The sequence below is a fragment of the Sulfidibacter corallicola genome (genome assembly GCF_017498545.1).
Taxonomy (GTDB): domain Bacteria; phylum Acidobacteriota; class Holophagae; order Acanthopleuribacterales; family Acanthopleuribacteraceae; genus Sulfidibacter; species Sulfidibacter corallicola.
On the sequence record NZ_CP071793.1, the window covers coordinates 7,139,953 to 7,166,799 of the forward strand.

At 63.8% G+C, this 26,847-nt stretch carries 6 protein-coding genes; 1 reads left to right on the forward strand and 5 read right to left on the reverse strand.

Features of this window, described 5'->3' with window-relative positions:
* Positions 1-97 precede the first annotated feature (97 nt).
* Entirely contained in the window at positions 98-15,340 is a 15,243-nt protein-coding gene (locus tag J3U87_RS22215; protein ID WP_237377964.1) for a carboxypeptidase regulatory-like domain-containing protein, read from the reverse strand.
* Between the two features lie 1,015 nt (positions 15,341-16,355).
* On the opposite strand from J3U87_RS22215, the gene J3U87_RS22220 reads away from it, so the two are divergent.
* Entirely contained in the window at positions 16,356-16,997 is a 642-nt protein-coding gene (locus tag J3U87_RS22220) for an OmpW/AlkL family protein (RefSeq protein WP_237377965.1), read from the forward strand.
* Between the two features lie 1,388 nt (positions 16,998-18,385).
* Here the strand turns inward: J3U87_RS22220 and J3U87_RS22225 are convergent.
* The 4 genes from J3U87_RS22225 to J3U87_RS22240 form a co-directional block, all read right to left on the reverse strand.
* Positions 18,386-22,792 carry an ATP-binding protein gene (locus J3U87_RS22225; RefSeq protein ID WP_237377966.1) on the reverse strand — a complete coding sequence of 1,469 codons (4,407 nt, stop codon included), beginning with the start codon at positions 22,790-22,792 and terminating at the stop codon, positions 18,386-18,388.
* 104 nt (positions 22,793-22,896) lie between these two features.
* Positions 22,897-24,156 (reverse strand): hypothetical protein, encoded by a 1,260-nt coding sequence (locus J3U87_RS22230; protein ID WP_237377967.1) that lies wholly within the window; start codon positions 24,154-24,156, stop codon positions 22,897-22,899.
* A gap of 323 nt (positions 24,157-24,479) precedes the next feature.
* Positions 24,480-25,670, reverse strand: a complete 1,191-nt coding sequence (locus J3U87_RS22235) for an ABC transporter permease (protein ID WP_237377968.1) — start codon at positions 25,668-25,670, stop codon at positions 24,480-24,482.
* Between the two features lie 25 nt (positions 25,671-25,695).
* Positions 25,696-26,847 (reverse strand): ABC transporter permease, encoded by a 1,152-nt coding sequence (locus tag J3U87_RS22240; protein WP_237377969.1) that lies wholly within the window; start codon positions 26,845-26,847, stop codon positions 25,696-25,698.

Consider the following 26,847-nt stretch of genomic DNA (forward strand, 5'->3'; position numbering starts at 1 on the left):
TATTTGTTAGGGCCCTCTGGACCATCGGTTCATATGGCGGCTGACCTATTGGGTGGAATCTCCCAATTGAAGTTCAACACTTTTTGTCCTTCAGTTCTTATTCGTCGGGGATTTGGCCCACAGGAATCAGGCGCCAGCCCATCACGTCGAGTTCGAGTTTTTTCTCCAGAAGGATGAGCCAGTGGCCCTGGGGCATGCGGGTGACGTCACGCACCCGAGCAGCCTCCACACCATTCTGGAGCCAGAGACCACGATAGACGCGCAAGTCGGCGTTCACCGGGCCAATGTCGACCGCGAATCCACTAGGGGCAGACATGATCTGGCCGATTTGTTCGGGGGCCAGTTCGAGGCTTTCCGGGAGTTGTGGTGGCAGGGTTAAAGGAGCGGTTTCAGGGTATGCCGCGACATATCGGAATCTGCCGGCGCGAAGATCGGCCAGCACGATGGCTCGACGGATGGGCTCGTGTACATCCGCAGTCAGTTGTCCGCTGAATCGGAAGAGCTGATTGACGTGCAAGGCAAGTCGGCCGGCACCACCAAACCGATCGTTGTCGGATCCACCGGCTACGTCGATTTTGCCGCGGCCAGTGAGGGTGTGGGCCCGCAGCAGAACGCTGCCGCCAGAGCTGAAACCTACACCTCGAGCTTGGACGACCCCGTTGATTTCAATTTCCGGGGACTCTATTCGGATTCGGCCACCACCTGCTTGGCCTCGACCTGGCAGGTAGGGCCAAAGCGGACTATCGTAGCAGGTCCCAATTTGATCGTTGTGCTCGCCTAGGTCTCTCGCGAAGGTGCCGTGGGCCGGGTTCAGGTCAGCCTCGGCATCGTGCCAGCCCTTGCCGTCGAGATCGATCAGCGAGCTGGCGTCGATTTCGATGCGCTCGGTGGCCACCATACGCAGCCCGCCCTCGACGCCTTCCGGCAGCACCGGATGGGTGAGCACGGCGCCGTCGCGCAGGTGGATCGACTTGGCGCGGAGCGTCCCGCGAATTTCGAGACGGGTCCCGATCAACCACAGGTCACGGTCGGTTTCGAAGTGGTCGAGTTGAAGTGTTTCGCCGCGAATTTCGATCGGTTCCCCGGGTTCCAGATCTTCGGACGGTTGATCTTCGATCGGATCGGCAGGATCGTCGGTTTCTGTCTCTTCGGGGTCTGTGTCGCGGTCCTCGGCTTCCGAGGCTCGCTTCTGTTCGGCGGTGAGGCCACCGCCGGTGACGATGATCGGCAGGGTGTCCGGACCCACGCGGCAGTCGGTGCACAGGTTGAACGCCTGCAGTCGAAGCACCGGGCTGATCTGGGCGCCCACCGCCAAGCTGGGCAGGTTGCCGGCCAGCACGAATTCGGTGCCGCCGTCCCGCTGGGTCATGGCCTGGATCGGCCAGGTCGTGTCGGTGGCGCCGTTCACGGCCAACTCGAAGCCCACGAACCAGGGTTCGATGGTTGCGCCGTCGAGCCAGAGCGTGGTCTGGTCGGCGACCGAATCGTAAGCCTGGGTGGTGCTGCCGGTGGTGGCGACGGGATCGAAGCTGGGCAGCGGGGTCAGGTCGTCGGCCTGGCCGGAGGTGGGCCCGTTGTCGATGACCAGAGTCCCCAGGGCTTGGTCCTTGTCGCGCCGGAAGTAGGTGCCGGAGCTGACCGTGCCCTCGGTGTCGGTGGTGATGGTGGCGCCGCTCTTGTCGCGGTAGTGGAGCGCGATCCGACCGCCGGCGGCCCTACCGGTGCCCAGTCCCGCGTCGAGGAACAGGCTCCCGGTCACGGTTTCCACGTCGAGCCAGATCGAGCCCGAGCCCGCCTCGCGGCCGTGAACCTGGAAGGTCCCGCCGGCCAGGCTCTCCGCTTTCAGGAAGATGCGACCACCCGCGTAGTAACCGGAACCCGGCATGTCGGGGTACATCAGCGAGCCGTAGGTCCCCGTTTGCGACGAGGAGTAGAGGCCGCCATGGACGCGGTGACGGGTGCTGGTGTTCTGGTAGAAGGCGTCGCCCTCGATGCCCTCGAAACGACTGCCGGCGTCGGCGGTGACGTGGCGCGCGGTCAGGTGGAGCCACGGCATGCCGAATCGCAGGTTCTGATCCCAGATGGGCGAGTGTTGGACGGCCGCGTTGACCAGGGTCACGTCGCGCACCTCCAGCGGCCGGTCGAGCACCAGGCTGCTGTCGGTGAGGTGAATGTCGCGGGTCAGCCAGGCGTCGCCCGGTTCCTCCAGGATCAGGCGCAACTTGCGGTTGCCCTCCAGGCGGAGTTCGGGACCCAACCCGATCAGGTCGGTGGCCCAGACACCGCTGGTGTGGCCGTCCGTGCCGATGTCGAGCGTGCCCACTTCCATGGGCCCGTCGAAGAACAGGCTGGCGCCGTGGCTGAGGGTCAGCTTGTCGATCTTGAACGCGAAGGTCAGCGTGGTGCCGGCGGGGATCAGGCTGGGAAGGGTGCCGGCGATGGGCGGACCGAGCCGGATCCAGTTGGGCCCGTTGTCCAGAACCTGGGCTTCGTAGTCGGTGTCGGCCACGCGGAACCGCGCCCAGATCCCGGCCATTCCCGGCGGCAGGTCGGTCCAACCGGCGTCGTCGATGACCTGGGGATCGCTGTCGCGGTCCCCGACGTTCAAGGTGATCTCGCGACGTCCGGTGATGCCGGAGTAGCGCGAACGCATCAACAAGTCGTGGTCGCTTTCGAGGTGGGTGGGATCCTGGCGGACGATCAGTTCGCCATGCTGCTGGGCCGAACCCTTGAGGTACAGGGTGCCGGCACCTTTGTTGTTGAGTTCGTTGGAGTTGTACTTGGTTGGTGCCAGTTCGAAGGTCCAGGCGTCGACAAAGGTCCGGTCGTTGCCGTAATGGACGGCGATGCGGCCGCCGCCGCCGGCGGAAGTGGCGGCATTGTCCTTGGCCGAGATGGTTCCGGCCCCGCTTCCCTGCTGGACCTCCAGCCAGACCGAACCGCCGGCACGACGTCCCGAGTCGGCCCGGATGTCCCCGTCGAGGTTCAAGGTCCCGACCTGGAGACGGATGGCCCCGGAGTTCCCGGGCCAGGCGGGGAACATGAAGGAGCCGGTAGCCTCGTGATCGACGCGGTGGCCGTTCTCGGTGAGGTTCATGCGCGAGTAGCCGCCGTGCGCCTCGCCGGTGTAGCGCTTGTTGTGCCACACGGGATAGTCGGTGTTCTTGAGTTTGTCGCTGACGGTGATGGTCGAGCTCGCGTCGACGCTCAGCGTTGCACTGATGCTGGCGCGCAGCGGGTACGACACGGTGGAGACGCCGTTGTTGTAGGCATCGGCGACCGTCCACAGACTGCCGTTGGCCAGGGTGACGTCGTCGGCGGTGAGCGCGAAGCCCTCACCGGCAACCTGAGCCAGAACGGTGGCGTTGTCGGCCTCCAGCGTGGCGACGCGGATCGCCTGTTTGTAGGTCAGACTGGCGCCGTTGCGCAGGGTGATGCGGTCCACGTCCATGGCGAAGTCGACTGTCAGGTGGAAGTTGTCCAGCTCGTAGGCGCGCGTCCCGTCGTCGACCACCAGTTCGGTGGCGCCGTCGGTCAGGACCACGGCGTCGGAACCGCCGGGCTCCTCGACGACGGCGTTGATGGTGCCGCCGTCGCGGATGAGCTCGCCGTGGATGACGATGCGGTCGGTAGCGTAGAGCGTGGCGCCGTTGCGGACTTCGAGCACGTCGAACTGGTAGATGCCTTCGTAGCTCTGGCCGGAAGTGACGGCTGGGAAACTGGTTTCGGGCAACAACTGCACGCTGGTGTGGCTGGCGACTCGGGCCGGATCCTGGCCGTCGACCGCGACCCAGAGCCCGGCGAAGTCGTTGTACGCGGGGAAGCTGCCGCCGATCGAGGTGCCGTCGCCGGTCGACGCGGCCTGGCGGGTGCCGAAGCTGGGCAGCACGGTACCGTCGGCCTCGCTTTGCATGCCGCCGTTGTCCACAACCAGGCGACCCAGGGGCCATGCGCTGGTGCGGTAGAAAACGGTGCCGGCGCCGCCGGGTTTGTTTCCGGAGTTGGTGGAGGATTGGTGCCAACCGAAGGAGGTGGCGGCACCGGTCCAGCCGGTGAGGTCGTCGACATGGATCGCGATTCGACCGCCGCCGGCACCGTGACCACTGTAGCGATAGCCGTGGGCCTTCAGGCTGCCGCTGCCGGTCAGGCTGGTTCCGGTCAAACGGATGGCGCCGCCGGCCGAGCCCCCACCGGCGTTACCCTGGCCGCTGACATCGATGGTGCCGGTCAGGTCGAGGTTGGTGAAGTCGAGCGTGACGCGGCCGCCGTGGGCGCCGGCGAAGGATTCGGCCCGGTAGAAGGAGCCGCTGACGACGTCCAGCGCGGCAGCTCTGGACTCGCGGCCTCCGTGATGGCGGGTTCCGTTGAGGCGCTGGACGGCGGTCAGGGTCCCGGCGATGTCCATGATCGGAGCGGAAAGCGCAATGGCGCCTTCATCGCGTCGGTCCTCCAAGGCCAGGGTGGCGTCGGCGGGAATCGTGAGTTGGTTGGCGGTGATGTTGCCGTCCAGGTAGAGGATCTGGTCCGCATCCAGTTGGAAGTGATCGGCCGACCACTGTCCGCGCAAGGTGCAGACGCCGGTGAAGGTTTCGTCACCGCGCAGGAACAGGTTCAGGCCGTCCGGCAGTTCCCAGCGGGCGTCGTGGAAGCCGAGGCCGGTCGGGATGGCAGTGTCTTGTTGCAGCAGCGTCGCCCCGTCGCGGACTTCGACCGCATCGTAGGGGAACCCGATGACCAGCGTGTCGCCGGGCTGGAAGTTGGGGAAGCTGACGTTGGGGTCGCTGTAGACCAGGTCGCCCTCGGAGCGGGCGACGCGGCCGCGAACCTCGGGCGTGCCCTCGGCCCAGACGAACATGCCGGTGAAGCGGTCGAAGCCGGTGAGTCGCGGCAGGCTGAGCCGGTCGACGGTATCGGGCCCGAACGGGACGTCACGGGTCAGGGTCATGTCGGTGTCGAGCACACCGCGGATGCCGACCAGCGGCGTTTGGTTTTGGCCCGAGTTGTCGGGGTGATCGGCCACGATGAGGCGGTCGTCGAAGCCGTCGACCTTGGTGGCGTCGGGACGACGCACGAACACGGTGCCTGCACCGCCGTCGCGAGCGCCGAAGGCTTCCACTCGCAGATCGGCCGGATCGCCCCAGATGGCGATACGCCCGCCGCTGCCGTCGAGCTGGCTGCCGGCGCTTTCGCCCTCGGGGTAGGCGTTGGCCGTGACGCGGGCGAAGCCGTGGATGGCGCCGGCCTGCAGCCAGAGACTGCCGCCGCTGCCGTTGTACAGGCTGCCGGTGTTGACGCCGTTGGCGTGGACACCGCCCTGGAGCCAGAGGGTTCCGGCCTCGAGGTGGATGGCGCCGCCGCCCTGCCAACTACCGACGGTCGTCGGTTCGACGATGGAGCCCGGGTTCAGCCAGGGATCGCCACCGTTGGCACCGCCGTGGCCGGCCTCGGCAATGTCGGGGCTGTACAGCATGGCGTTCTGGAAGCCTTTGGTGGAGACGTCGATGCGCGAGCGGCTGTCGACCACGAGGTGCTGGGCCACGTTCAGGTGCGAACCCGCGACCTGGTGGATGTCGGTGCGGTCGCTGGTGGTTTGGGTCAGCACCGCGCCCTGGACCAGAACCAGGTTGTCGAGGCTGAAAGCGCCGTCGAGGATGTGCTCGCCACCGTCGAGGATGACCGTGTTGGGCAGATCTCGGGCATCGAGTCGGGTGCGGACGAGCGGGTTCGCCCCATCGAAACGGGTGCCGTCAATGCGGTTCACGGTAATGGTTCGGACGGTTTCGTTGCCACCCAGATCACGGGTGGTGACGGTGACCTCGAACGAGGTCGCCGCACGCAGCGACTCGGGGATGACATAGCTCGCGGTGAAGGTGAAGTCGTTTTCGAACAAGCTGCCCGTGCCGAGTTCTTCGTTGGCCACGGTGACGCGGTAGTCGGACAGGCCGTCCGCATCGTGCAGGCGAATGTCGAGGTCGAGCGTGAAACCGGTCTCAAGATGGAACGGAAGCGGCTGGTCGGGCAGCGGCGAGACGAAGGTCACGTCCGGCCCGTCCACTGCATTGCGGTTGGCGACGTCGAGCTGGAGCGCCAGGCGGCTCTCGTTGCCCAGGCCGTCGACCCCGACGATGTCGAGGGTGATCGGGCCATCCGCATCGACCCCGGGCACGCGGGTCTGAACGGTCGTGCGGTCGGTGTTGGGATCGTAATCCTGAGCCGTCAGGGGCAGGCGTTCGCTACCGTAGGTCAGGTAGGATTCGGCGACGCCGAGCGGATCGGCCATCTTGAAGACGACGGTCAGTGGGTCGCCTTCGGTGACGGCGCTGTTTTGGGTCGGCTCGTAGAGGGTGATGGTCGGCCCGGTCAGGTCGTGGACGATTTGAACCGTGCCGGTGTGCACGCCGATCTGGCCGAAGTGATCCTCGACCTCGACCCGGTAGGCCATGTTGCCCTCGGGCAGGTCGTCCGGCAGATCGAAGCTGGTGCTGAAGGAGCCGCTCGTACCCGACACAACCTTGCGGTCCACGTGGCCGGGGTTGCCGTCGTAGGTCAGCCGGATCTCCGCCAAGTGGCGGTCGTCGGAGGCATGGATCGTCATCAACTGGGTCAGCGTGGGATTGATGGCGGTCGGCACGCTGACGCTGTCGACGACCGGAATCTGATCGACCTGGAAACTCAGGTCGCCCAGATCGAGGGTCTCGCGGTCCAGCGTGAACGCCTGCTGGACGTAGACGAGAAGCGCCTGCGATTCGCCATCCAGCGTGTAGTCGCCGTAGGGAAGGTTGGCGATGGCGAAGCTGCCGTCGGTTTCGGTGGTGACTTCGGCCAGCACCTGATCGCTGTCAAGCACGCGGAGGGCGAAGCCCGTGACCGGATCGCTCTGGGCGTCGCGCACCACACCGGAAATCGCGCCGGCCGGTTCGAGAATCAAGTCCTGGGTGCGGCTCAGCTCCGGTTGCAGGTCCTCGATGGTTTCGATGCCGACGCGGCCGGAAACCGGATCGGTCGCGGTCAACCGCAAGGTGCGAGCGATGACGTCGGTGAAGCTGTAGTTCCCGGAGGCATCGGCCTGGGTGGTTTGCCAAAAATGCTCGGGCAGATCGGGATAGCTCAAGGTGACCGTCGCGTTGGCGATCACGTCGACCTCGTTGGTGTCCAACACCTGGCCGGACACCTGAGCTAGGCCCTGGAGCTGGATGTCGTGGCCCGTGCTGATGGCCCCGGCCTGCTGGAGGCTGGGCGCGTCCAGGTAGCCGAAACGACCGGGCGCCTCGACCGTGATGGCGTGGGCGCGGTTCAGGGTCAGCAGGTCCAAGACGTAACGGCCGTCCTGATCGGTGGTAGTCGGGACGCCGTCCGCGCGGACGATGGCGCCGATCGCCGGGCTGCCGTTGGGATGGGTCACAATTCCCTGGTAGCCGCCCATGGGATGCAGGAACAGGAAGTGGGTTTGGGTCAACGGGTGGCCATCGACCTGAACCGAGGTGTACCGACCGCGGGTGGCGGTGCGCAGACGGAGTTCGTGGGTGCCCGTCGGAACCTCGTGGAGGTACACCTGGTCGTCGACGGCGTCGATCGGTGCCTGGTCGTTCAGTTGGATTTGGAACGGGCCGCTGTCGGTGCCGACGTCGAGCGAGAGGTGCAGCGTGGGGCCGTCGAGCTGGATGTGCAGCGGTACCTCGCGATAGGCCTTGGCTGCCGAGCTGTTGCCGGCGAACACACGCAGGGTGTTCTCTCCCTGGCTGAGACCGGTGGGGACCTGATCCAAGTGGAACCGCAGCCCGTCGGCTTCGAGCGTGGTGTGAGCGGCTAGCGACAGGCCTCCGGTCATGAGATAGGTGAGCGCGGGGTCGATGGCCGAGTCCTGATCGGTTTCGTCGATCGGGATCGTGACGGTGAAGGGCAGGCTGTCCAGCGTGTAGCCGCCGGCGGGCGCGTCGATGGTCGGCGCGGTGCCGTCCAGGTACAGCGTGCCCAGGTTCAAATCGTCGGTCGGCGCGCCCAAGTCCCAGGTGCGGTGGGACGTGCCCGCGCTGATCTCGAGTTGGTAGGTCGAGCCCACGGGCAGGCGCGGAATCGAGAAGCTGCCGTCGGCGGCGACGTGTCCGCCGCGCCAGAGTTCCCCGCTCACGATACGCCAGGTGGCCAAACGGGCCGTGTCGCTCTGGTAGATCAGGTCGCCGGTCAGGTCGACCGTGGCTTGGGTGCGCACGGTGACGGCGTTGGCGCCGCTGACCAGCGTGACGTTTTGTTCGACCGCGATGAAGGCGTCGCGGACCTGGAGGACGAAGTTGCCGGTGGGCACGTCGTCGAAGCGGAACTGCCCGGTCGCGGTGATGATGTCCGACCCGACCAGGCGCCCGGTGGTGGTCAGGAGCTGCACGGTCCCGCCCGGCATGATCCGGTCGCGGGTGTCCAGCACGGTGCCCACCAGGTAGGCGGTGGGGTTGAGGTAGAGGTCGAGGTCCTCGCGGTCGGCGGCCTGAACGGTCAGCGACTCCTTGAGCACGTAATCCAGGTTCTCGTCCTGGGCCACCAGTAGGTAGACGCCCGGATAGACGTGATCGAGGCCGAAGACGCCCAGATCACTGGTCGTGGTGCTGTACACGCGATCGTAGCCGGCGCCGGTGGCCCGTTGACGCCAGAGTTCGACCAAGGCGTTGGCGATCGGCGTCTGGCTGCCGTTGACCCGCACGGTGCCGCCCAGGAAGAAGCTGGGCTGGAAGCCGAGGTCGGCGGTGTAGGTCTGGCCGTCGGTGGCGGCGTCGATCGTGACCGGCAGGGTGCTGGTCGTGCCGCGGTCGGCGTCGTAGGCGGTCAGGGTCACTTCGCCAACGGGAATGTATTGGAAGTAGTAGGAGCCGTCGCCGAACAGGGAGGTCGTCTTGCGGGCCTCACTGCCGGCCATGGTGAGGGTCACGTGGCCGTGGGTGACCGGGGTGCCGTCGGAGAGGGTGACGGTGCCGGTGATGTCGGCCACGCCGCCGAGCTGCAGTTCGAGGTCGTGGTGGGGTTGTGGATCTTCACCCTCGGCGGCGTGGGTGACCAGCAGGGTCGCGGCCTGGCGCGGCGAGAAGGGATCCTTGGCGAAGAGCGAGACCTCGCCCGTGACGATCGGCGCCAGTTGGAACCGGCCCAGCGCATCGGCTTGGGTGTCGATGTAGGCCGGGCGCTCGACCCAGACCTTGGCGTAGGGGACCGGCGTGCCGTCGGCGTAGGTGACGGTGCCGCCAGCGAAGGTGGTGGCCCGGAAGGTCAGGTCGGCCAGAACTTCTTCGCCGTGGGTGTCGAGTTGGACGGTTTTCGAGGCGGCCTGAAGCGAGACCGGTTCGGTGGCGATGACCCGGATCGACTTGCCCAGCGGGGCGCGGTTGTAGCGGAAGGAGCCGTCGGCCAGGGAATCGACCCAGACCATCTTCATGCTCTCGCCGCCGCCGTACCACATGAGGCCGACGCGAACCGGCAGGCTCAGGGGCGCGCCGGTTTCGTCGCGGACGAACCCGTGCACTACGCCGGTGCCCGCGAAGGTCACGGTCCGCTCGGTATGGCCGCCGTCGGCGTCGGTGAGCACGATGTCGGTGTCCAACTCGTGGTGGTGGACTTCGTCCTTGGCGCGGACGTTGAGGTGAGTGCGAGGCAGATTCTTGAAGCTGACCCGGCCATCAACGTCGGTGAAGGCATGGCCCACGATCAGATCACCCTGGCGCAACATGACCTGGAGTCGGGCCGGCGGGCGGCCGTCGGCGAGCTGGAGCTGCAGGTCGAGGTCGACCATGGTGGCGTATTCGAGGTTCTGGGTGGTGGTTTCGTGGGCGCGGTCGAGGCGGACCTTGACTCGGGCGCGTGCACTGACGCTGCTGTGGTAGCTGTGGAGTTCGTAGGTGCCCAACGCGAGGTTGGTGAAGCTGTAGCGGCCCTCGCTGTCGGAGCCGGTGAACAGGGAGCGACCGCGCTGGCGCAACTCGACGGTGGCGTTGGCGAGCGGCTGGCCGTCGTAGAGGACCAGGCCGTCGAGGTGGGTGACGGGGTCGATTTGGAGGGTGACGTCCGGGTTGGGCCGGTACAGCGTCGGCGTGACTTCGAGGTGGCCTTCGAGGCTGGTGGCGGGGTCGGTGCCGCGCAAGGTGTAGGGCCGCATGGGGAGGCCCTCGAAGAGGAAACGACCCTCGTCGGCGGCGCCGAGGGCACCCGTCAATTTCTGAAGCAGAACGTCCCGCTCACGTTGCAGGGCGACCTCGGCCTCGGCGATCAGGTCGCCGGCGTGGTCGATGAAGCGGCCGCTCACGGTGACCGCGCGCTCGAGCCGCAAGGTGATCTCGACGGGTTCGCCGTCGGCGGGCAGGCCGAAGGTCTCGGCGGCGATCAGGCCGTTGCCGGCGTTGGCGGCCAGCGTGATGGTGCCGACGGGCACCAAGTCGAAGCTGGCCACGGGCTGGCTGGGCGTGAGTTGGAGCGTGCGGGCGACGCGCCGCTGCGTCAACGGATCGTCGGTGTTGTTGGTGATCAGGTCGGGGTAGACCAACTCGATGCCGGCGTAGTCGACCGGCGTGCCGTCGTGGTCGACGACCCGGACCTGGACGGTGCCGCGACGGTTGAGGATCAGGTCGTGGCGGAAGCGCAGGTCGCGGTCGAGCTGGATCTTGGCCATGGCGAGGTGTTGGGTGTCGGGATGGTAGACGCGCAGGTCGACGACCTTCTTGGTCTGGGAGTCAACGAGGGTTTCGAAGCGGTACCAGCCCTCTTCGTCGACCGTGGTGCGGGCGCGCACGCCGGAGACGTAAGCTTCGACGATGGTGCCCTGCGGCGCGGGCGAGGTGGTGTCGACGTCGAAGATGCGGCCGAAGAGGTTGCTGGGCTCGGCCTCTCCGGCGAAGGCCAGCACGATCTCGCGGGGATCCTCGCCAGGCGCGAGCGCCGTCGGGATGTAGGTGTACTTCTCGGTTTCGCCGAGCAGCGGGTTGCTGCCCCAAACCGTGGTTTCGCGGGTATTGAGCCGGTCGAGGTGGATCCGGCCCTCGCCATCGGTGATGACGCTGTAGATGACCGAGTCCTCGATCGGCATGCCCGGGCCGTTCTGGCTGGTGTCGGGCAGGGAGCCGGTCACGGTGACGCGGCCGATGACGGGAAAGCCAGAGGCATCGACGAGTCGGACGACCAACTCGGATTGGGGTTCTTCCCGCACGATGACGTCCTCGCGTCCGGTGAGGGGAACCCAGGTGTGGGTGTGGGCGATCACGGGCGGACGCAGACCGGTGAAGTCGTGCGCTCCGACGCCGGCGTTGTCGATCGGGGTCGGGCTCTCGGCACCGGAGAAGAGCACGCCGCTCCAGTTACCGGCCCCGTCGGTGTAGGCGAAGGGCCGGCCCTTGAGTTCACCCGTGGAGGGGTTGTAGATCGGGGAGAACGGGATCGGCTGGTTGGCGACATCGAGGTAGCGACCACTGACCCGCGAGGGCGGGCGCACGACGATTTCGAGGCCGGCGATGTCGGGTGTCTCTTCGGTCAGGCTGACACGCACACCGCCGTAGAGCGCGATGTCGCCGGTGACGGGGTCTTTGCGATGGGCGGCGACGTAGGTGGACGGCAGGTGCGGGATGTCGCGCAGGGTGAAGCGGCCGTCGGCGCCGGCGACGGTCCAGCGACTCTGGCAGGCGACCTTGATGTTGGCGACGGCGAAGCCGTTGAGGTCCACCACCTGGCCGCTGATGGACCCGGTTTTGGCGGCGTGGTCGATGTAGACCAGGTTCTGCGCGACGGCTTGATCGGCGACCAGGCTGGCGGTGGCCTGCAGCAGGCCGAGATCGCGGCGGTAGCTCCAAAGCGTACCGGTTCCGACCGGTGCATTGGCGAACAGGAAGTTGCCGTCGCCGTCGGTGCGGGTCAGGTGGGTGTAGGGGAAGCCGCTGACCCAGTTGGGTTGGGCGCGGAACTCCAGCGGGTTGGTGCCGTAGACGGCCCAGCCGACCCAGGCGTCGGCGACCGGCGTCTCCACGCCGTCGATCAGGGTGGTGACCCGGCCGGAGATGGTGCCGGCTCCTTCGGTGAAGGCGATGTTGACTTCCAGGGGCGAGGTGTTCTGGGTCAGAAACACGCCACGCATGCCGATGTGGCCGTCCTCGGACTGGGTCTTGATCAGCACCTGGCCCACTTCGACGCCGGTGAAGCGGTAGCGGCCGTCGGCGTCGGTTTCGGTGACCTGGGTGCCGTAGATGCTGGTCTGGGGGTTGAGGACGACGGGGGTGTAGGCGACGGGGCGACCGTCCTCGTGCTGGACGCGGCCGTAGATCTCGCCTTGCTGGAGGAAGGCGAATTCGGTCTCCACTTCCTGGCCCACGGCTTGGGGGTGGAAGGTCTCCTCGCGGTAACGGCCGTCAGGCAAGAGGATGCCGATCTTGAAGCTCCGCAGGCTTTGGATGGCCTCGCTGAGCCGGTCCCACGCGGGGTTGTCGGGTGGGACCTGGTAGTCGTCCCAGACCGCGCTGAACGGGTAGAACGGGACGAAGTCGAAACCGAAACGACCGTCGGCATCGGGCGCGACGGTATGCAGAATCACGGCATTGCGGTGTTCGTAGCTGGTGCCTTGGTCGTTGGCGTCGACCAGGTCCTGCCAAAGGAAGACCTGGGCCTGGGTGAGATCGGTGCCGTTGCGGTCGGCGACGCGGCCAGCGACAGTGACCCCGCTGAAAAAGGTGGACCCTTCCAGGGTTCCCGACGCGCTTTCGAGGAGCGTGCCGTCGACGGCGGTGAGATTGCGGAGGTTGTAGTGAATGGTGCGGTAGGGGCCGAGCGGCATGTGGGCGGCCACGGTCAGGATGCGGCCGTCGTCCTGAAGGACGGCGGCGGCGACGGGCTCACCGTTGATTTCGAGGTGATCTCCCAGGTCACCCAATGCGGTCAGGTCCAGGGGTTTGGTGAAGCGGAACACCAGGTCGCGACCGTAGACATCGGCGGCCACGTTGTGGCGGGGCGTGAGTTGCTGCACGCCGGCGAGTGCGAAGGGGGTTTCGGCAAACGCGGAGGCAGTGGTGGACGCGTCGCTGCCGTCGCTGACGTGCTGCATCAGGTTCCGATCGAGGTCGAAGCCGACTTCCATCAAGGTGGTCATCGAACGGGTGCCGCTGTCCCAGAATCGCGTGACGTGGGGATCCAGGGCCTCGGTATCTGCGAGGTATTCGTCGTCGGTGTCCGTGGCGGTCGTCGCCGTGTGGACGTTGGTCAGCGTGGCGAGGACGCGGATGTTGGCCGGCGTGTCGGGCGACTGCGGGGTCAACGAAAGGCGCGGCGTGGCCTCCAGGTTCGAGAGCCAAACCAGGTGGCGGTTCGATCCCAGCGGAAACAGGCCACCGAACGGGATGTCGCGGGCACCCTGACTGTCCATCACGGCGCCGCGACCGTCGCGGATCGTGACATCGAGGGGTTGGTCACTCTCGATCAGACCGAGGAACAGGCCCGGGGTGCCTTCGGTTTCGCGCAAGAGGAACTGGAGCAACGAGGTGGCGCTGCGGCCATCGGCGAATTGGGACAGCACCGTGGCGAAGGCCGCATCCAGGTCGGGTTCGCCCAACCGTACCGTGTGGCGGCGGAAACGGTCCATTTCGGGCAGGTCGTTTTGGGAACGCATGGTCCGGGCCCACAACTGGGCGTGGATCTGGTCGAGATCGTTGCCGAACGCGGCGCCCTGGACGGCACGCACCAGACCCTCGTTGTAGGCGCGCGGGATCGCGCCGGGCAGGGGGGCCAGGCCGACCGGCAATTCGTCGTCGGCCATCTGGGCCAGGTCCATCAGGGCCTTGGCGTAGCGCTTCAGCGGCTCGCGCAGGGCCGCTTCGATTTGATCGAATTCGGCGGGGAAGTTGAGCACGTACGGGGAAATTCGCTCACCGCGGGGCGAGACGCCGACGCTCAACTGGAGCGCGCGGTCGACGCCGCCCTCGACGCGGTAGTAGGAAGCGATCACCTTGCCGTTCACCAGCGAGCGCATGCGGTAGTGGAGCGTGCCTTGGGCACCGGGGGCGAGGTCGGGAAGGGTCTGGTTGGGATTCCACCCGTTTTCGATCTCGACCCCGGTGAGGCGGAAGGGATCGAGGCTCACCGAAAAACTTTGCAACGGCACCGTGCCCACGTTGGTGATGTGCATGAACAGGTCGTAGGGTTCACCCTCGGCGACGGCATCCGGGTGTTCGAAGGTGACCGAAAATTCCGGGCTGCGGACGTAGACCGTGCCGACGCTGGAGGTGCGCACGGTTTCGGTGCCTTGGGGCAGGGCGACTTCGCCGGTGATGTCGACAGCCACCTCGTACATGCCCGAGATCTCGCCGGTCAGCAGGTACTCGGCGACGGCTTCCTCGCCGCCGGCGATGTCGGCGCGATCGTCCTCGGTGGCGGCGACGCCGTCCTCGCCCAGATTGACCATGTCGCGACGAAGCTGTTGATCGCCGCCTGGCGCCAATTGAACCGGGACACCGTAACGCGTGGCGTCGGGCAGGCGGATCTCCGATTTCAGGTCGGTGACCCGGACGTCGAACCCATCGGGTGCGGCATTGAGCACGATGGCCGAGAGGTTGAAGTGGTTCTTCATGTAGTGGAACTTGCCGGGGATGACCAGCAGGCTCATCAGATAGCGTTCGGTCGCGATGGGCGTGGTCTCGGAACTGCCGTTGCCACCACCGGAACCGCCGCCCAGCGGTTCGCGCACGACGAAGCTGCGGAAGTAGGGTTGGATCGGGTCCACGATCACCTTGGGCTCGAAGGAGCTGTGCTCGTTGCGCGGCAGCAGGACGGGGACGTCGACATCGACCTCGTTGGATCCGACGATCAGCGACAGGTTGAAATTGATGGAGCGGAAGTCGTCCTCGTTGAAGGCGTAGCCGAGGGCTTGCAGGTCTTCGCGCGAGAGTTCGTTGACCTCCACGCGGCCGACGATCAGCTCTTCCAAAACCTGAATGGTGGCTTCGCTGGGATTGGCGAGGGTGAGGGTTTCGCCCTCGTAGTGAAGCTGGACGTCGCGCAGGACGTAGGGCCCTTCTTCGGTGAACAGTGCCCGCGGCAGGGTGATGGCCATGTCCGCGGCCGGCACCGAAAAGGTTTGTTCGACGAAGTTACCCGGCCCGGTGAGCGAGGCGCGCAGGGTCATGCCCGCGCGTAGATCACCGTCGTAGCGAAGCTGAACGACCGGGTCGACCTCGGCACCGCCAAGCAGCAGCACCTGATCCGGGTTCTCGATCGTCAACCCCATGGTACCGATATGAAATTCTTCCGCGAAGCGTTGGGACTCCCGGGGAGAAGTGCCCTCCGTTTCAGAAGTGGCGAAAAGCAGACTTAGGATGAGAAGCGCAGAAAACATGAAGGCAGACCTCGGCGACAGACCTTTCTTCCGGGAAAGCGGAAAAGGCCTTCGAAATGTGGACAAATAAATGGGGGCGGCGCGGGGCGTAGCCTGGCCGCAGCGGTACCATGCGGTTCGGAGAACCGACACACCGGAAAACCCCTTTGGGCGGGGTGCGGATCGCGGGGGATCAGTTAGGGATGTGGGCGGTCATGGTGAGCGCATGTCGAATAACTGAATGATTCGATCCAGAGGAGACATGACTCCGGCATCAGAGGGTCGTTTTGAAAAAGCTCCGCATGGGGTTCCTCGAAGGAGCGACCGTCGGGGTTGCGATGCTCAAATTTATGTGGGAGATGTATTTTTCTCGATGTTTGTTTTCAACCCGGCCTCGCGGCTCCTTTTGATTTTCTTGTTGTGATCAAATGACGTAAAGACGGTGTGGTGACGCCTTGGTTCGATCATTAGACGTCTTATTATAATCAAAAAGACTTATTTTGGTAGCATTAAAATCGAAAATGTTACTTCTTATTTTCGTTTTACCGAGCTTCCGCCCGCTGGTGAAAGCCTGGTCCCACGTCCAACGAAACCATTTTCTCAAAAGTTATTGACAGCCCTTGTCTCAATCTCGTTTTTTCATGAACGGGGGAGGGGGTGCCATCGCTTCAGGACCGGCCGAGAAACCGGTCAAATCGCCGTTTTCCAAAACCGAACGCCGGTGCGGAAATGCCGCACCAAGTCGACGCCACCGAGCCAACCGTGCTCGGTCGATTCATCGACTACGCGACGACCGTGAAGGGTCAATCGCGGTGAAACCCGGGAGCGAACACCGTTCGATAGCGAAAAATCGCGCAAAAAGCGGCTTTTTCCACTGCTGCGGGGTGGCAAAAAACCTAACAAACGCTCGGTGAAATTTTTTAGTTGTTTGTATCAAGCTAGTTACGCCGAACGTGACGGGTGGTATCGGCGTTGCTCCTGGGAGCCGGCGCTTGAGTCAATCAAGCCGATCTTCGATCCATTTGGGAGTTTCTGCATGAAAAAATATCTTGCAATCCTGTTCGTAACCCTGTCCGCGTCTTTGGCATTTGCCGGTGACGGCGACTTCCTCGTGCGCGGGCGCCTCATCAACGTGGCACCCAACGATGATTCCTCCGACATCCTGACCACGGGGACTCACGTAACGGTCGATGATGCCTTTGTCCCGGAAGTGGACCTCACCTACTTTTTCAACAAGAATTGGGGTCTGGAAATCATCGCGGCCACATCGCCCCACGACATCAGCACCGAGAGCGGTGCCCTGGGTGGCGCCGATGCCGGTGAAGTATGGGTCCTGCCGCCCACGCTGACCCTGCAGTATCACTTCGGGAAAGACAAAGCGGTCGACGTATACGCGGGTCTGGGCATCAACTACTCCCTGTTTTACAACTACGACATTTCCGACGATCTCAAGGGGCTCGGCGTATCGGACATCGATTTCGATTCTTCCTTCGGATTGGCCGGAAACCTCGGTGTCGATTTCAAGCTCACTGAAAAATGGGTATTCAACCTGGACTTGAAATACATCGACATCGCCACCGACGCCGACTTGGAGCTGGAAGCGGGTGGCATCCTGGACACGCTGGACGTAGATATCGATCCGTTGGTCGTCGGTATCGGTGTCGGCTATCGTTTTTAATACATTGTAGAAAGAGCTGTTGTCGACGCCTGCTGGTACCACGTGAGTCACGATTCGCGGTCCGAAGAGGCCGTGGCCGGGCGGCGTCGCCAACCTGAGACGAGGCACATCGCACAAGAGAGCCGCCGAGAGGGAAAACCATGAGCCATGCACCGGGAGCAAAAGGGTGGCATCGGCGATCTCGGCGGTTTTCGGTTGATGGAGGGTTGTTCACGATCAGGCCAGGTCGTGGTGGGACGGATTTTTTTTACCACAGAGTCCACAAAGATCACGGAGAGAGAACCGGAGGCCCCATTCATCTGCGAAACATTCACCTTCTTCCTTACCGGAGTCGTCGGCATTCAGAATGTTGAAATTTTTCCCTCCCGAAACCTTGGAAGTCACCATTCGCCGAAGTTCCATCGATTCGACGGTTGATTTTCTTGGTAAAAATGTGTCCTTTGGGATTTCCGGGTACTTTCAAGAAACTGCCTCTTTCGGACTCATCTTTGGCTAAAAAAGTCTGTCCACGAATCACACCGATTGACACGAATTAAAAAAAGCGACATCGGACCCCTATTCCAAACTATTCGAAGGGCCGGCGGTATTGCGAGAATGATTCGGTGGACATGCTTTGATTCGTGTCAATTCGTGGACAAAGTGGTCGCGCTCCTAGAAGCCGATAAAGTGTTTCTTCCCTGTTAAGGGAGGGTCGATCTCCTCAGCCACTTCCAAGAAACCACCTGGGTCACTCTTCCGGGGATATGGCAACCAGAGCCTCCTCCGGCGCTTCGCGCTCATCTCCGGGTGCTCTGGGAACTCTCTTGAAACAAAGTGGTGTATTCAACCTGAGCTGGGTCTTGCCATCGTCAAATCTTGATCAGGAAGGTAGGAATGATGGAAACCAGGAAAAGCAGGACTATGATGTGTACCAATTCCGGTCCTTTCCTGGTTTCCGATGTTTCTGGGTTTCTGCTAAATTTTTCGGATGAACGACCCATGGCCCTTCGCGAGAAATCAGGTGGTCTGTTTCTTTCTCGAAATCGAGTTGGGTGTGCCCGCTGGTTCGCGGCTCTTATGTAACAAACTCTGTAAAGCTCGAAGATAAAGATAAAAACCTAAAAAGACGGATGTGCGGGGAGTTCTTCGAAAAATGTCGGCCCGGCGCCCTGGGTCGGCCCGGCGGGCCAACTTACTGCAACGACGCCCCTCTCACAAATGCGGGAACTCCCAAACGATTCGCTTCGATTAGTTACCCACCTGAAACCCGGGCCCCCGGCCTGGGCAACGACTCTGTGGTAAAAAAAGACTTACACGTAAAACCTTCAGCACCGATCTAGCAACACCCTTACCTTCAGTGGTAAAGAAATTACATCATCGGCGTTGGGACATCCACCCTCCACCCATCATTACAGAGGCGGTGACTTCAGCGTGACGCGGGTGCCCTGGCTGCCGTCGATATCCAGCTCGCCACCGATGCGCGCCGCCCGCATCGCCATGTTGCGCAACCCGTGACCCGCGCTCTGGTGCTCCGGATCGAAGCCGATCCCGTTGTCCTGCACCACCATGCTGAACTGATCCTGGTCGTGCACGATGTGGATCCGCACACGGGTGGCCTGGGCGTACTTGACCGCGTTGTTCAGCGCTTCCTTGAAGACGAGGTACAGGTGGCGCCGCTTCTCCGGCGAAATGTGCGCCTGTTCCGCCGCGTTGCCCTGCACTTCCATGTCCCAGTCCATCTCGCCCAAAAGGATTTGGGCCGTTTCGCGCAGTTTGACGATCAGGTGCTGCGAGGTGTCGTTGCGGGCGTCGATCGACCAGATGATGTCGCTGAACGAACGGACCACCGATCGCGACAACTCACCAATCCGCTGTGCCTTGCCCTGCGCTTTCTGGGACAGGCCCGGCGCCTGGCTGACCCACTCCGAGGCCATCGACAGGCGCGTCAACATGGCGCCGATATCGTCGTGCAGGTCACTCGCGATCTGGGTGCGGAGCCGTTGCACCGCCGCGTGGTTTCCGGCCAGCTTGAGATGCAGCCAAACCCGGGAAATCAGTTCTTCCTTCGAGAACGGTTTGGCCAGGTAGTCGTTGGCGCCCACGTTGAAGCCGGTGACCACGTCGCCGACCTGGTTCTTGGCCGTCAGGAAGATGATCGGCAACTGGTTCGGCGAGAACCGCTCGCGCACCCGCCGGCAGACGTCCAGGCCGGAGAGCCGCGGCATCATGATGTCCAGCAGCACCAGGTCGAACGCGTGAGTTTCGATTTCGGACAACACCCGTTCGCCGTCCACCGCTTCGCTGATGTCGCAGCGGAACGCGTGCAATTGCTGGCGCAAGACCTGGCGATTGACGGGCTCGTCATCGGCGATCAGCACCCGAAAGCGGCGCTCCGGCAGTTCCAGACGGACCTGGTCGTCCGTCGAGCCCGGCAACAACGCAGCCACGTCGCCCTGCAGGATGACCTCGAGTTCGCCGTCAGCCGGCGCTTCGGAACGCTCTTGGACAGGCATGGCCGTCTCGGCTAGGGCCTTTCGCTCCGGGTCGCCCGCCATCGGCAGTCGGAACCAGAACCGGCTGCCGCGATCCAGTTCCGAAACCACGCCGATGACGCCCCCGTGCAGCTCCACCAGACGACGGGTGATCGCCAATCCCAGACCGGTACCGCCGTAGCCGCGTTCCTCGGATCCGTCGGCCTGCTCGAACGATTCGAAAATCTGGTCGAGCGCCTCGGCGGGAATGCCCATCCCGGTATCGGTCACGCTGACCTCCACCTGGGCTCGCGCCGTGCCGGACGCTTCGACCATGCGGGCCGCAACCACCACCGAACCGGATGTCGTGAACTTGATCGCGTTGCCCACCAGGTTGGTGAGAACCTGCAGGATGCGGTTCTCGTCGGCGGGGATGGGAGGCAGGTCGAGCGGAATCTCGTTGCGAAGCGCCAAATCCTTGCCGGTGGTCAAGTTGCGGGTGAGGTTGAGCACCACCTCGGTCAGGCCGTGCAGGTCGATGTGGCTGTAGTGCAACAACAGCCGGTTGTGCTTGATCTGCGAAAAATCCAGAAGATCGTTGACCAGGTGGAGCAATCGTTTGCCGCTGCTGTGGATCATGGCCAGGTTTTGGCGGGCCTCCCCGGGCAGGATCCCGGCGGCGCCGTCCAGCAGCGATTCGGCCAGGCCGCTGATGGCGTGGAGCGGCGTGCGCAGCTCGTGGGACGTATTGGCCAGGAACTCGTCCTTGAGACGGTCCAACCGGCGAAGCTTGTCGACCACCTCGCGCTCGTAGGTCAGCTTGCGGCGATTCCAACGGATGTAGCTCCAGCCCAATGCCAGCAACACCGAGCCGTAGAGCGAATAGGCGTACCAACTCTTCCACGGGGGTGGGTGGATGCGGATCTGGATCTCGGCCGGCGTCTCGTTCCAGACACCGTGGTTGTTGGCGGCCTTGACCCGAAACGTGTAGGTGCCGGCATCGAGATTCATGTAGGTCACGTCGTTCTTGTTGCCGAGCTCGCGGTAGGCCTCGTCGAAGCCCACCATTTGAAAAGCGTAGCGGTTTTCCTCGGGATCGGTGAACTCCAGGGCGGCGAACTCGAAGGCGAACACCGGGTGCAGGTGACTGAGTTCGATGGTGTCGACCTGGTTGATGTGACCGCGCAACGGCCCGTTCACCGGATCGATCGCCACCGAGCGGTTGAACAGCTTGAAATCGGTGAACACCACGCTGGGAAGTTGGAGGTTCGGACGGAGATCCATGGGATCGAACTGATTGAACCCGCGGGAGCCGCCAAAAAAGATGGTCCCGTCGCGGCCGCGGAAATAGCACTGCTCGCCCACGTCGTCGTTGAGCAGTCCATCGCCGCTGTCGAAGTTGAGAAAGGTTTCGGTGGTCGGGTTGAAGCGGCACAGGCCCGTGTTGGTGCCAAGCCAGAGGTAGTCGCGGCCGTCGACCACGATCCCTTTGACCTCCTGGCCGGGAAGGCCGTCCTCGAGGGTGAAATGACGAAAGGCGTCGGCGTTGGGGAGGTAGAGGCTGAGGCCCTCGGAACTGCCGAACCATACCCGAGTTGCGGGATCGACGGCGATGTCGTAAATGGAATCGTGTCGAAGCGAGTGAGGATCTTTGGGGTCGTGCTGGTAGAAGCGGCGCTCGCCCGTGCTGCGATCCAGACGGCAAACCCCGTCCTGCAGGCTGGCCAGCCAGAGGCGCCCCTGGGCGTCTTCGGCAATCGCGCGCACCGATCCACGCGACAGGGAGTAGGGGGCGTCGGGCAGATCCTCCAGCCAATAGAAACGCTCGGTGGTGCGATCGAAAAAGCTGGCACCCTTGCCGTTGGTACCGCACCAGATGAAGCCCAGCGAATCTTCGAACAGCTCCATGATCGCCCAGGGCTGTGGGAAGCGGGCATCCTCGGGAAAGTTCAGGAAGCGATGGAAGCTGTCGGTTTCCGGATCGTAGGTCATCAGCCCGGCAAAGGTGGTGCCGAACCAGGGCTTTCCTTTCGAATCGATGGTGATCGAGAAGACTTCCGGGGTGGGAAAACTCGTCGGGTCGTTGGCGTCGTGCAGGTAGTGGACGAACTGGCCCGACTTGGGGTCCAACCGGTCCAGGCCCGTGAAAAGCAGGCTGACCCAGAGGTTGCCGTCGCCGTCCTCGGCGATGGGGCCGACGTAATTTTGATAGAGGCTGTGAGGATCGTTGGCCTGTTTGCGGAAGGCGATGAATCGCTCGGTTTTGGAATTGATCTTGGCGGTGCCGTCGCGCGTGCTGACCCAGATGATGTCCGAACGATCGGCGATGACCGTATGCACGCGCCCGCCCGGCAAGGTGGCGGGATCCGTGGGGTCGTTCTGGAACAGGGTGTAGCCCTTTCTGTCGGGGCCGAGACGGATCAGGCCCTCGTGGGTTCCGATCCACAGATGCCCGCCCTCACATTCGTACAATCGCGTAATGGGCCCATCCGCGAGAAACGGCGGTAGGCCGGGCTCGTCGCCGATCTGGACGAAGGTGTCCGTCGCCGGATCGTAGCGGTTCAAACCCTGGGCGGTGCCGACCCATAACCCATCCCGGCGGTCGAGAAACAAATCGTTGATATCGGGATGGGTGAGCGCTTCGGGTCGGTGGTCGGGTGCACCGTAGCGGGTCCAACGACCCTCCGGATCGCGGCGCACCATGCCGAGGCGGCTGAGCCCGACCCAGAGGTTGCCCTTCTCGTCCTCGACGATGTCCTTGATGCGCGTCGACGGCGGGATCGAATCGGGCAGGGTGACGGCGGAAAACGCACGGGTGGTGCGATCGAAGTGGAAGGGTCCCGCGTCGGTGCCAACCCAGATGCCGCCGTCGCGGGCGTTGGCGAGATTGAAAATCCGGTTGCTCCGTTTGAAGTCGACCGATCGCGGATCCGTACCCTGGAGTTCGCGCTGGAACGCGTCGCGCCAGGGATCGTACCGGTGCAATCCGCCCTTGGTACCCACCCAGATTTGGTTGTCGCGATCCTGCAACATGCAGGATACCTCGTTATAGGCGAGCGAGGTGGGATCGACCGGATCGTGGCGGTAGTGGATCAGGCGGTGGCCGTCGTAACGCAACAGACCCTCCATCTGACCCAACCACAGAAAGCCGGCCTCGTCCTGCAGGATCACGGACGCTTGCAATACGGGATGCGGTCGCGTCAACCGCTGGACCAGCGGCTTGGTTTCCTGGCCGGCGAGAGGCAGGGTCGCCGCCAATGTGAGAAGGATCCAAAGGAACCGCCTGCGGGGAGCGAGGAACTCGTGGGCGTGCCGATCCACCGTTCGGTTTGTCGATTGGGGCACGCCGCCAGCAAGGATGGGGGGCTGCCGGACGGCGATCGCCCCGCCTTTCATGGCCCGGCCCAGCGACCGTGGTGACGAAGGCGCCGCACCCGACCCGTCCCCGATCAGAACCGTACGTTACGGATCTCGGTCTGGATTTGAAAGCCCTCGTCGCTCTGGAGCGGAATGTTCGAGTCGCGGTCCAACCAACCGAAAGAGACATTGAAGGTGTAGAAGCGCTGGAAGGGGAATTGGGCCTCGATGGTGAATCGCTGCAAATCGTCTTCGCGCAGCACATCGACGGGGGTCCGGGGGTTGCGGTAGTCGTTGTTGCCGAACTCGACGACCGGACCGAGGCGCGTCTTGTTGGAGAAAATGTAGCCGCCGCCCACGTGAATGCGGCGACTGACGAAGAAATTGTAGGGATCGAATACGGAGAAGATGGGCTGCTGGCTGGCGCCACCGCGCACGAACCACTTGCGGGAAAGCCGGTGTTCCGCGAAGGACCGCACGAGCAACAGGTCGTCGTCGATGTCTTCCACCGTGTCGAAGTTCAATTGTTCGATACCGATCGTGACGTTGTAGTGGGTCCGGCGCTTGTAGCGGTTGCGGGCGCCCACGAAGAAACGCACGAACTGGGAATCGTCGCGCGGGTTGTCGAGCGAATCGAAGTCGAAATCCCGGATCTTGACCCCGACCGAAGGCCAGAACATGGCGTTCTTGCGGTAGACGAACGACAGCTCGGTGCTCAGTTCGGCGTGTTCCAGCTCGAGCAGATCGGGATCGGAGGTATCGCGAATGTCGATGTCGTTCAGGTTCGCTTCGGCGTGCAGGCTGCCACGCGGCATGATCTCGTAGTCGAGTGAGAAATCACTGATGACGCGCTCGTAGAAGGGGCGCTGTTCGGTTTCGGAGTTGGGGTTGCCCGTATCGCGGCGGTAGAGACTGCCGAACTCCAGGTAGAGCCGCTTGAAGCGTCCGTAGAGCTTGCTCTCCAGTCCGAACTGGGAGCCGCGCAACTCGTCGAGATCAAAATAATAGAGGTAATCGTAGGTGGCGCGATTGGCCCAAACCCACCGCGGCGAAATGCGCCAATAGGTCTGGATGCCCACCTCGGGGTTGAGGGAAAAATCTTCTTCTTCGAGGGCCGAGATGGTGGAGAAGACGTTGGAGTCGTAGCCCGAATTGCGCAGTCCCAACAAGGGGGCGGCAAGCAGGGACCCTCGCCGCCAGGGGGCGAGTTCCATGCGTTGGTCGAGCAGTTCGCTCTGACTGAAGACATCCGATTCGAACCGGCGGCGGTCGTTGGTCTGCGCCGTGGCGACCATGGAAAAACAGGTGAGAAGACACCAGGCAAACAGCAAGTATGATGACCGAATCCGCATAGGTCACGCTCCCTCAGTGGTAATGATGCGAGCGCCGCACACGGCGCCAGCCCATGTATTCGCGCAGGTCGTATCTGCAGTGGATTGCCGGGAACCGCGGCGAGCACGGAGGTTTCCTGCGCCATCGCCCGCCAACCCCCACGAGCCAAAGGCCGGCTGTGGCGAAAGCCCGCGAGCGACGTGGATCGTGGCGGACATTGGCGAACCGCTGGGTGCGCCTGGTGCGATGTCGAAGTGTCGTGCCGTTCCCGAAATCATGTGGGCATCTTAGCGGATTGGTGTCGAACTGCAACCCCAAATGATGCAGGCCCCTCGACGACACCTCAGGCTTCCCGCAGGGCGTCGGCGACGGGTTGGCGGACGGCGCGAACCGCCGGGAACAAGCCGCCCACCAGACCGATCGCGGTGGCGTAGAACACGCCCTTCACCAGCAGGTCGGGCGTGACCTCGAAAGCGAAGGTGACCTGGCTGAAGCTGGACCAGTTCATGGTGGCCGCACGGAACCCGTCGAAGGCCGCGAACGCCAGGAGGCCGCCCACCGCACCACCCACCAGGGCCAGGATGACCGACTCGGTCAGGACCGAGATGAGCACGGGGCTGTTGGTGAAGCCCAGGGCGCGCAAGGTCGCGATTTCGCGGCTGCGCGAGGCGACGGCCGTGTACATGGTGTTGAGCGCACCGAACACCGCGCCGACCGCCATCATCAGCGCGATCAGGGTGCCCAGCCCGGTGATCATGTTGTACAGCAGCACCGACTGCTCGGCGTAGTACTCGCCTTGTCGCAGCACGCGCACCTGGAGCCGTGGATCGTTGAGCAGCCGGTCCTTGAAGGCGGTGAACTCGGCCGGATCGCGCAGCTTCAAATAGACCGACTGGTAGTAGTCGCCGCGCCGGTAGGCCGACTGCAACAGGCTGGCGTCCGTCCAGATTTCCGATTCCGAGATGCTGCCGTCGTCGGCGAAGATGCCGACCACCTTCCAGCGGTTCTGGCCCACCTGGACTTCGTTGCCCAGATCCAGTCCCGCGAATTCCAGGGCCGCACCGCGTCCCACGATGATTTCGTCGCGACCGGGTTCGAACGGGCGGCCCTCCAGGATTTCGAAGTTGTCGCGAACTTTGTATGCCGCTCGCTCCACGCCGCGCAGGGGCACGTTGGCGTCCGTGCCGGTGCTGCGCTTGGGCAGGTTGATGACCACGAACAGTTCGGAAGAGGCGAGTGGGCCGGCCTCGTCCTGCACGATCCCCTCGGTCGAGGCGATGACGCGCGTTTCCTCCCGTTGGAGGCCGCTCATCATTTCGGTGTCGGCGCCGCTGCGCATGACGAGCACCACATCCGGAGAGGCGGCGACTTCCATCGTCCGGCGGAAGCCCTGACCGATCGAGAGCACCCCGACCAGAACCGCCACCACCCCGATGATGCCGAACAGGGCCGAGGCGATCGAACCCTTGCGTTGGGGCAAGGTGCGCAGGCTGAAAGACAGAATGGCGAAGATTTGGCGCAACCAATGAATCATCGATCAGCTCCTTTGCGCGGCCGGCTCAGCGGCGCAGTGCGTCCGCGATGCGGAGTTGTTTGGCCTGCAGGGCGGGGAAGATGCCGGCCGCCAGGCCCAGGGCCCCGACCAACAAAAGCCCGAGGACGATGTCCTTTTCGGGGAAGTAGAAGACCGGGAAGGCGCCCTTGGTGGGGTCGCCGGCGGAGATCATCAGCCAGGCCAAGCCCAGGCCCATCAGCCCGCCGATGGCCGAAATGATGGTCGATTCGCCCAGGACCAGGAACAGGGTGCCGCGGTCCGTGAACCCGATCGACTTGAGCACGGCCAATTCGCGGGTGCGCTCGTGGACCGATTGGGCCATGGTATTGCCCGCCACCAGCAGGATCGTGAAGAAGACCATGCTCAGGATGGCGATCATGATGGCCGCGATGTTGCCGATCTGCTTGGCGAAGGCCTGCACGAAGGCCCCCTCCGGTTCGGACTTGGTTTCGGCGAACGAGTTGGCGAAGTTGGCGTCGATGGCCTCCGCCACCTGGGTGGCGAGGTCGGCGTCGGTGACGCGCAGCACGTACCAGCCCACCTGGCCGCGGTCGCCCATATGGGTTTCGTCGAAGTAATCGTAGCGGAAGAACAACGGCGAGGTGTCGGTGCCCTGTTCCGCGCCGTCGTAGATGCCGACGATGTCGAACTCCCAGGTCTGGTTGCCGTCCTTCTGCGGCCAGATCGGCGAGAGGATCGGCACGCGGTCGCCGATCTCGAAACCGAACCGGTCGGCCGTGGTGCGGCCGACGATGGCGCCCGTCTTGGTGTTCTTCCAGGCCTGGAGCTGGTCGTCGGGAAGCAGGACCTCGGGATAGACCGCCAGGTAATCGTCGGGATGGACCGGCATTTGCGGGAAAAAGTTCTTGGGTTCCTGGTAGATACCGCCGAACCAGGTGGCGTGGGTCAATTGGGCCACACCCTCCATGCGGGCGATGTCGCGGCCGTAGGATTCCGGCAACAACTGAATGATCGAGACCTTGTGGCGGATGACCAGGCGGTCGGCGTCGGCCACGTCGACCCCGGACGAGAGCGCCACCCGAATCGCCGAAAGGTAGCCGAACAGCAGGAACGCGACCAGAATCGAGAGAATCGTCAACAGGGTGCGCAGTTTCTTGCGCTTGAGGTTGCTGGCGATGAGAAACAGGAAGCGCAT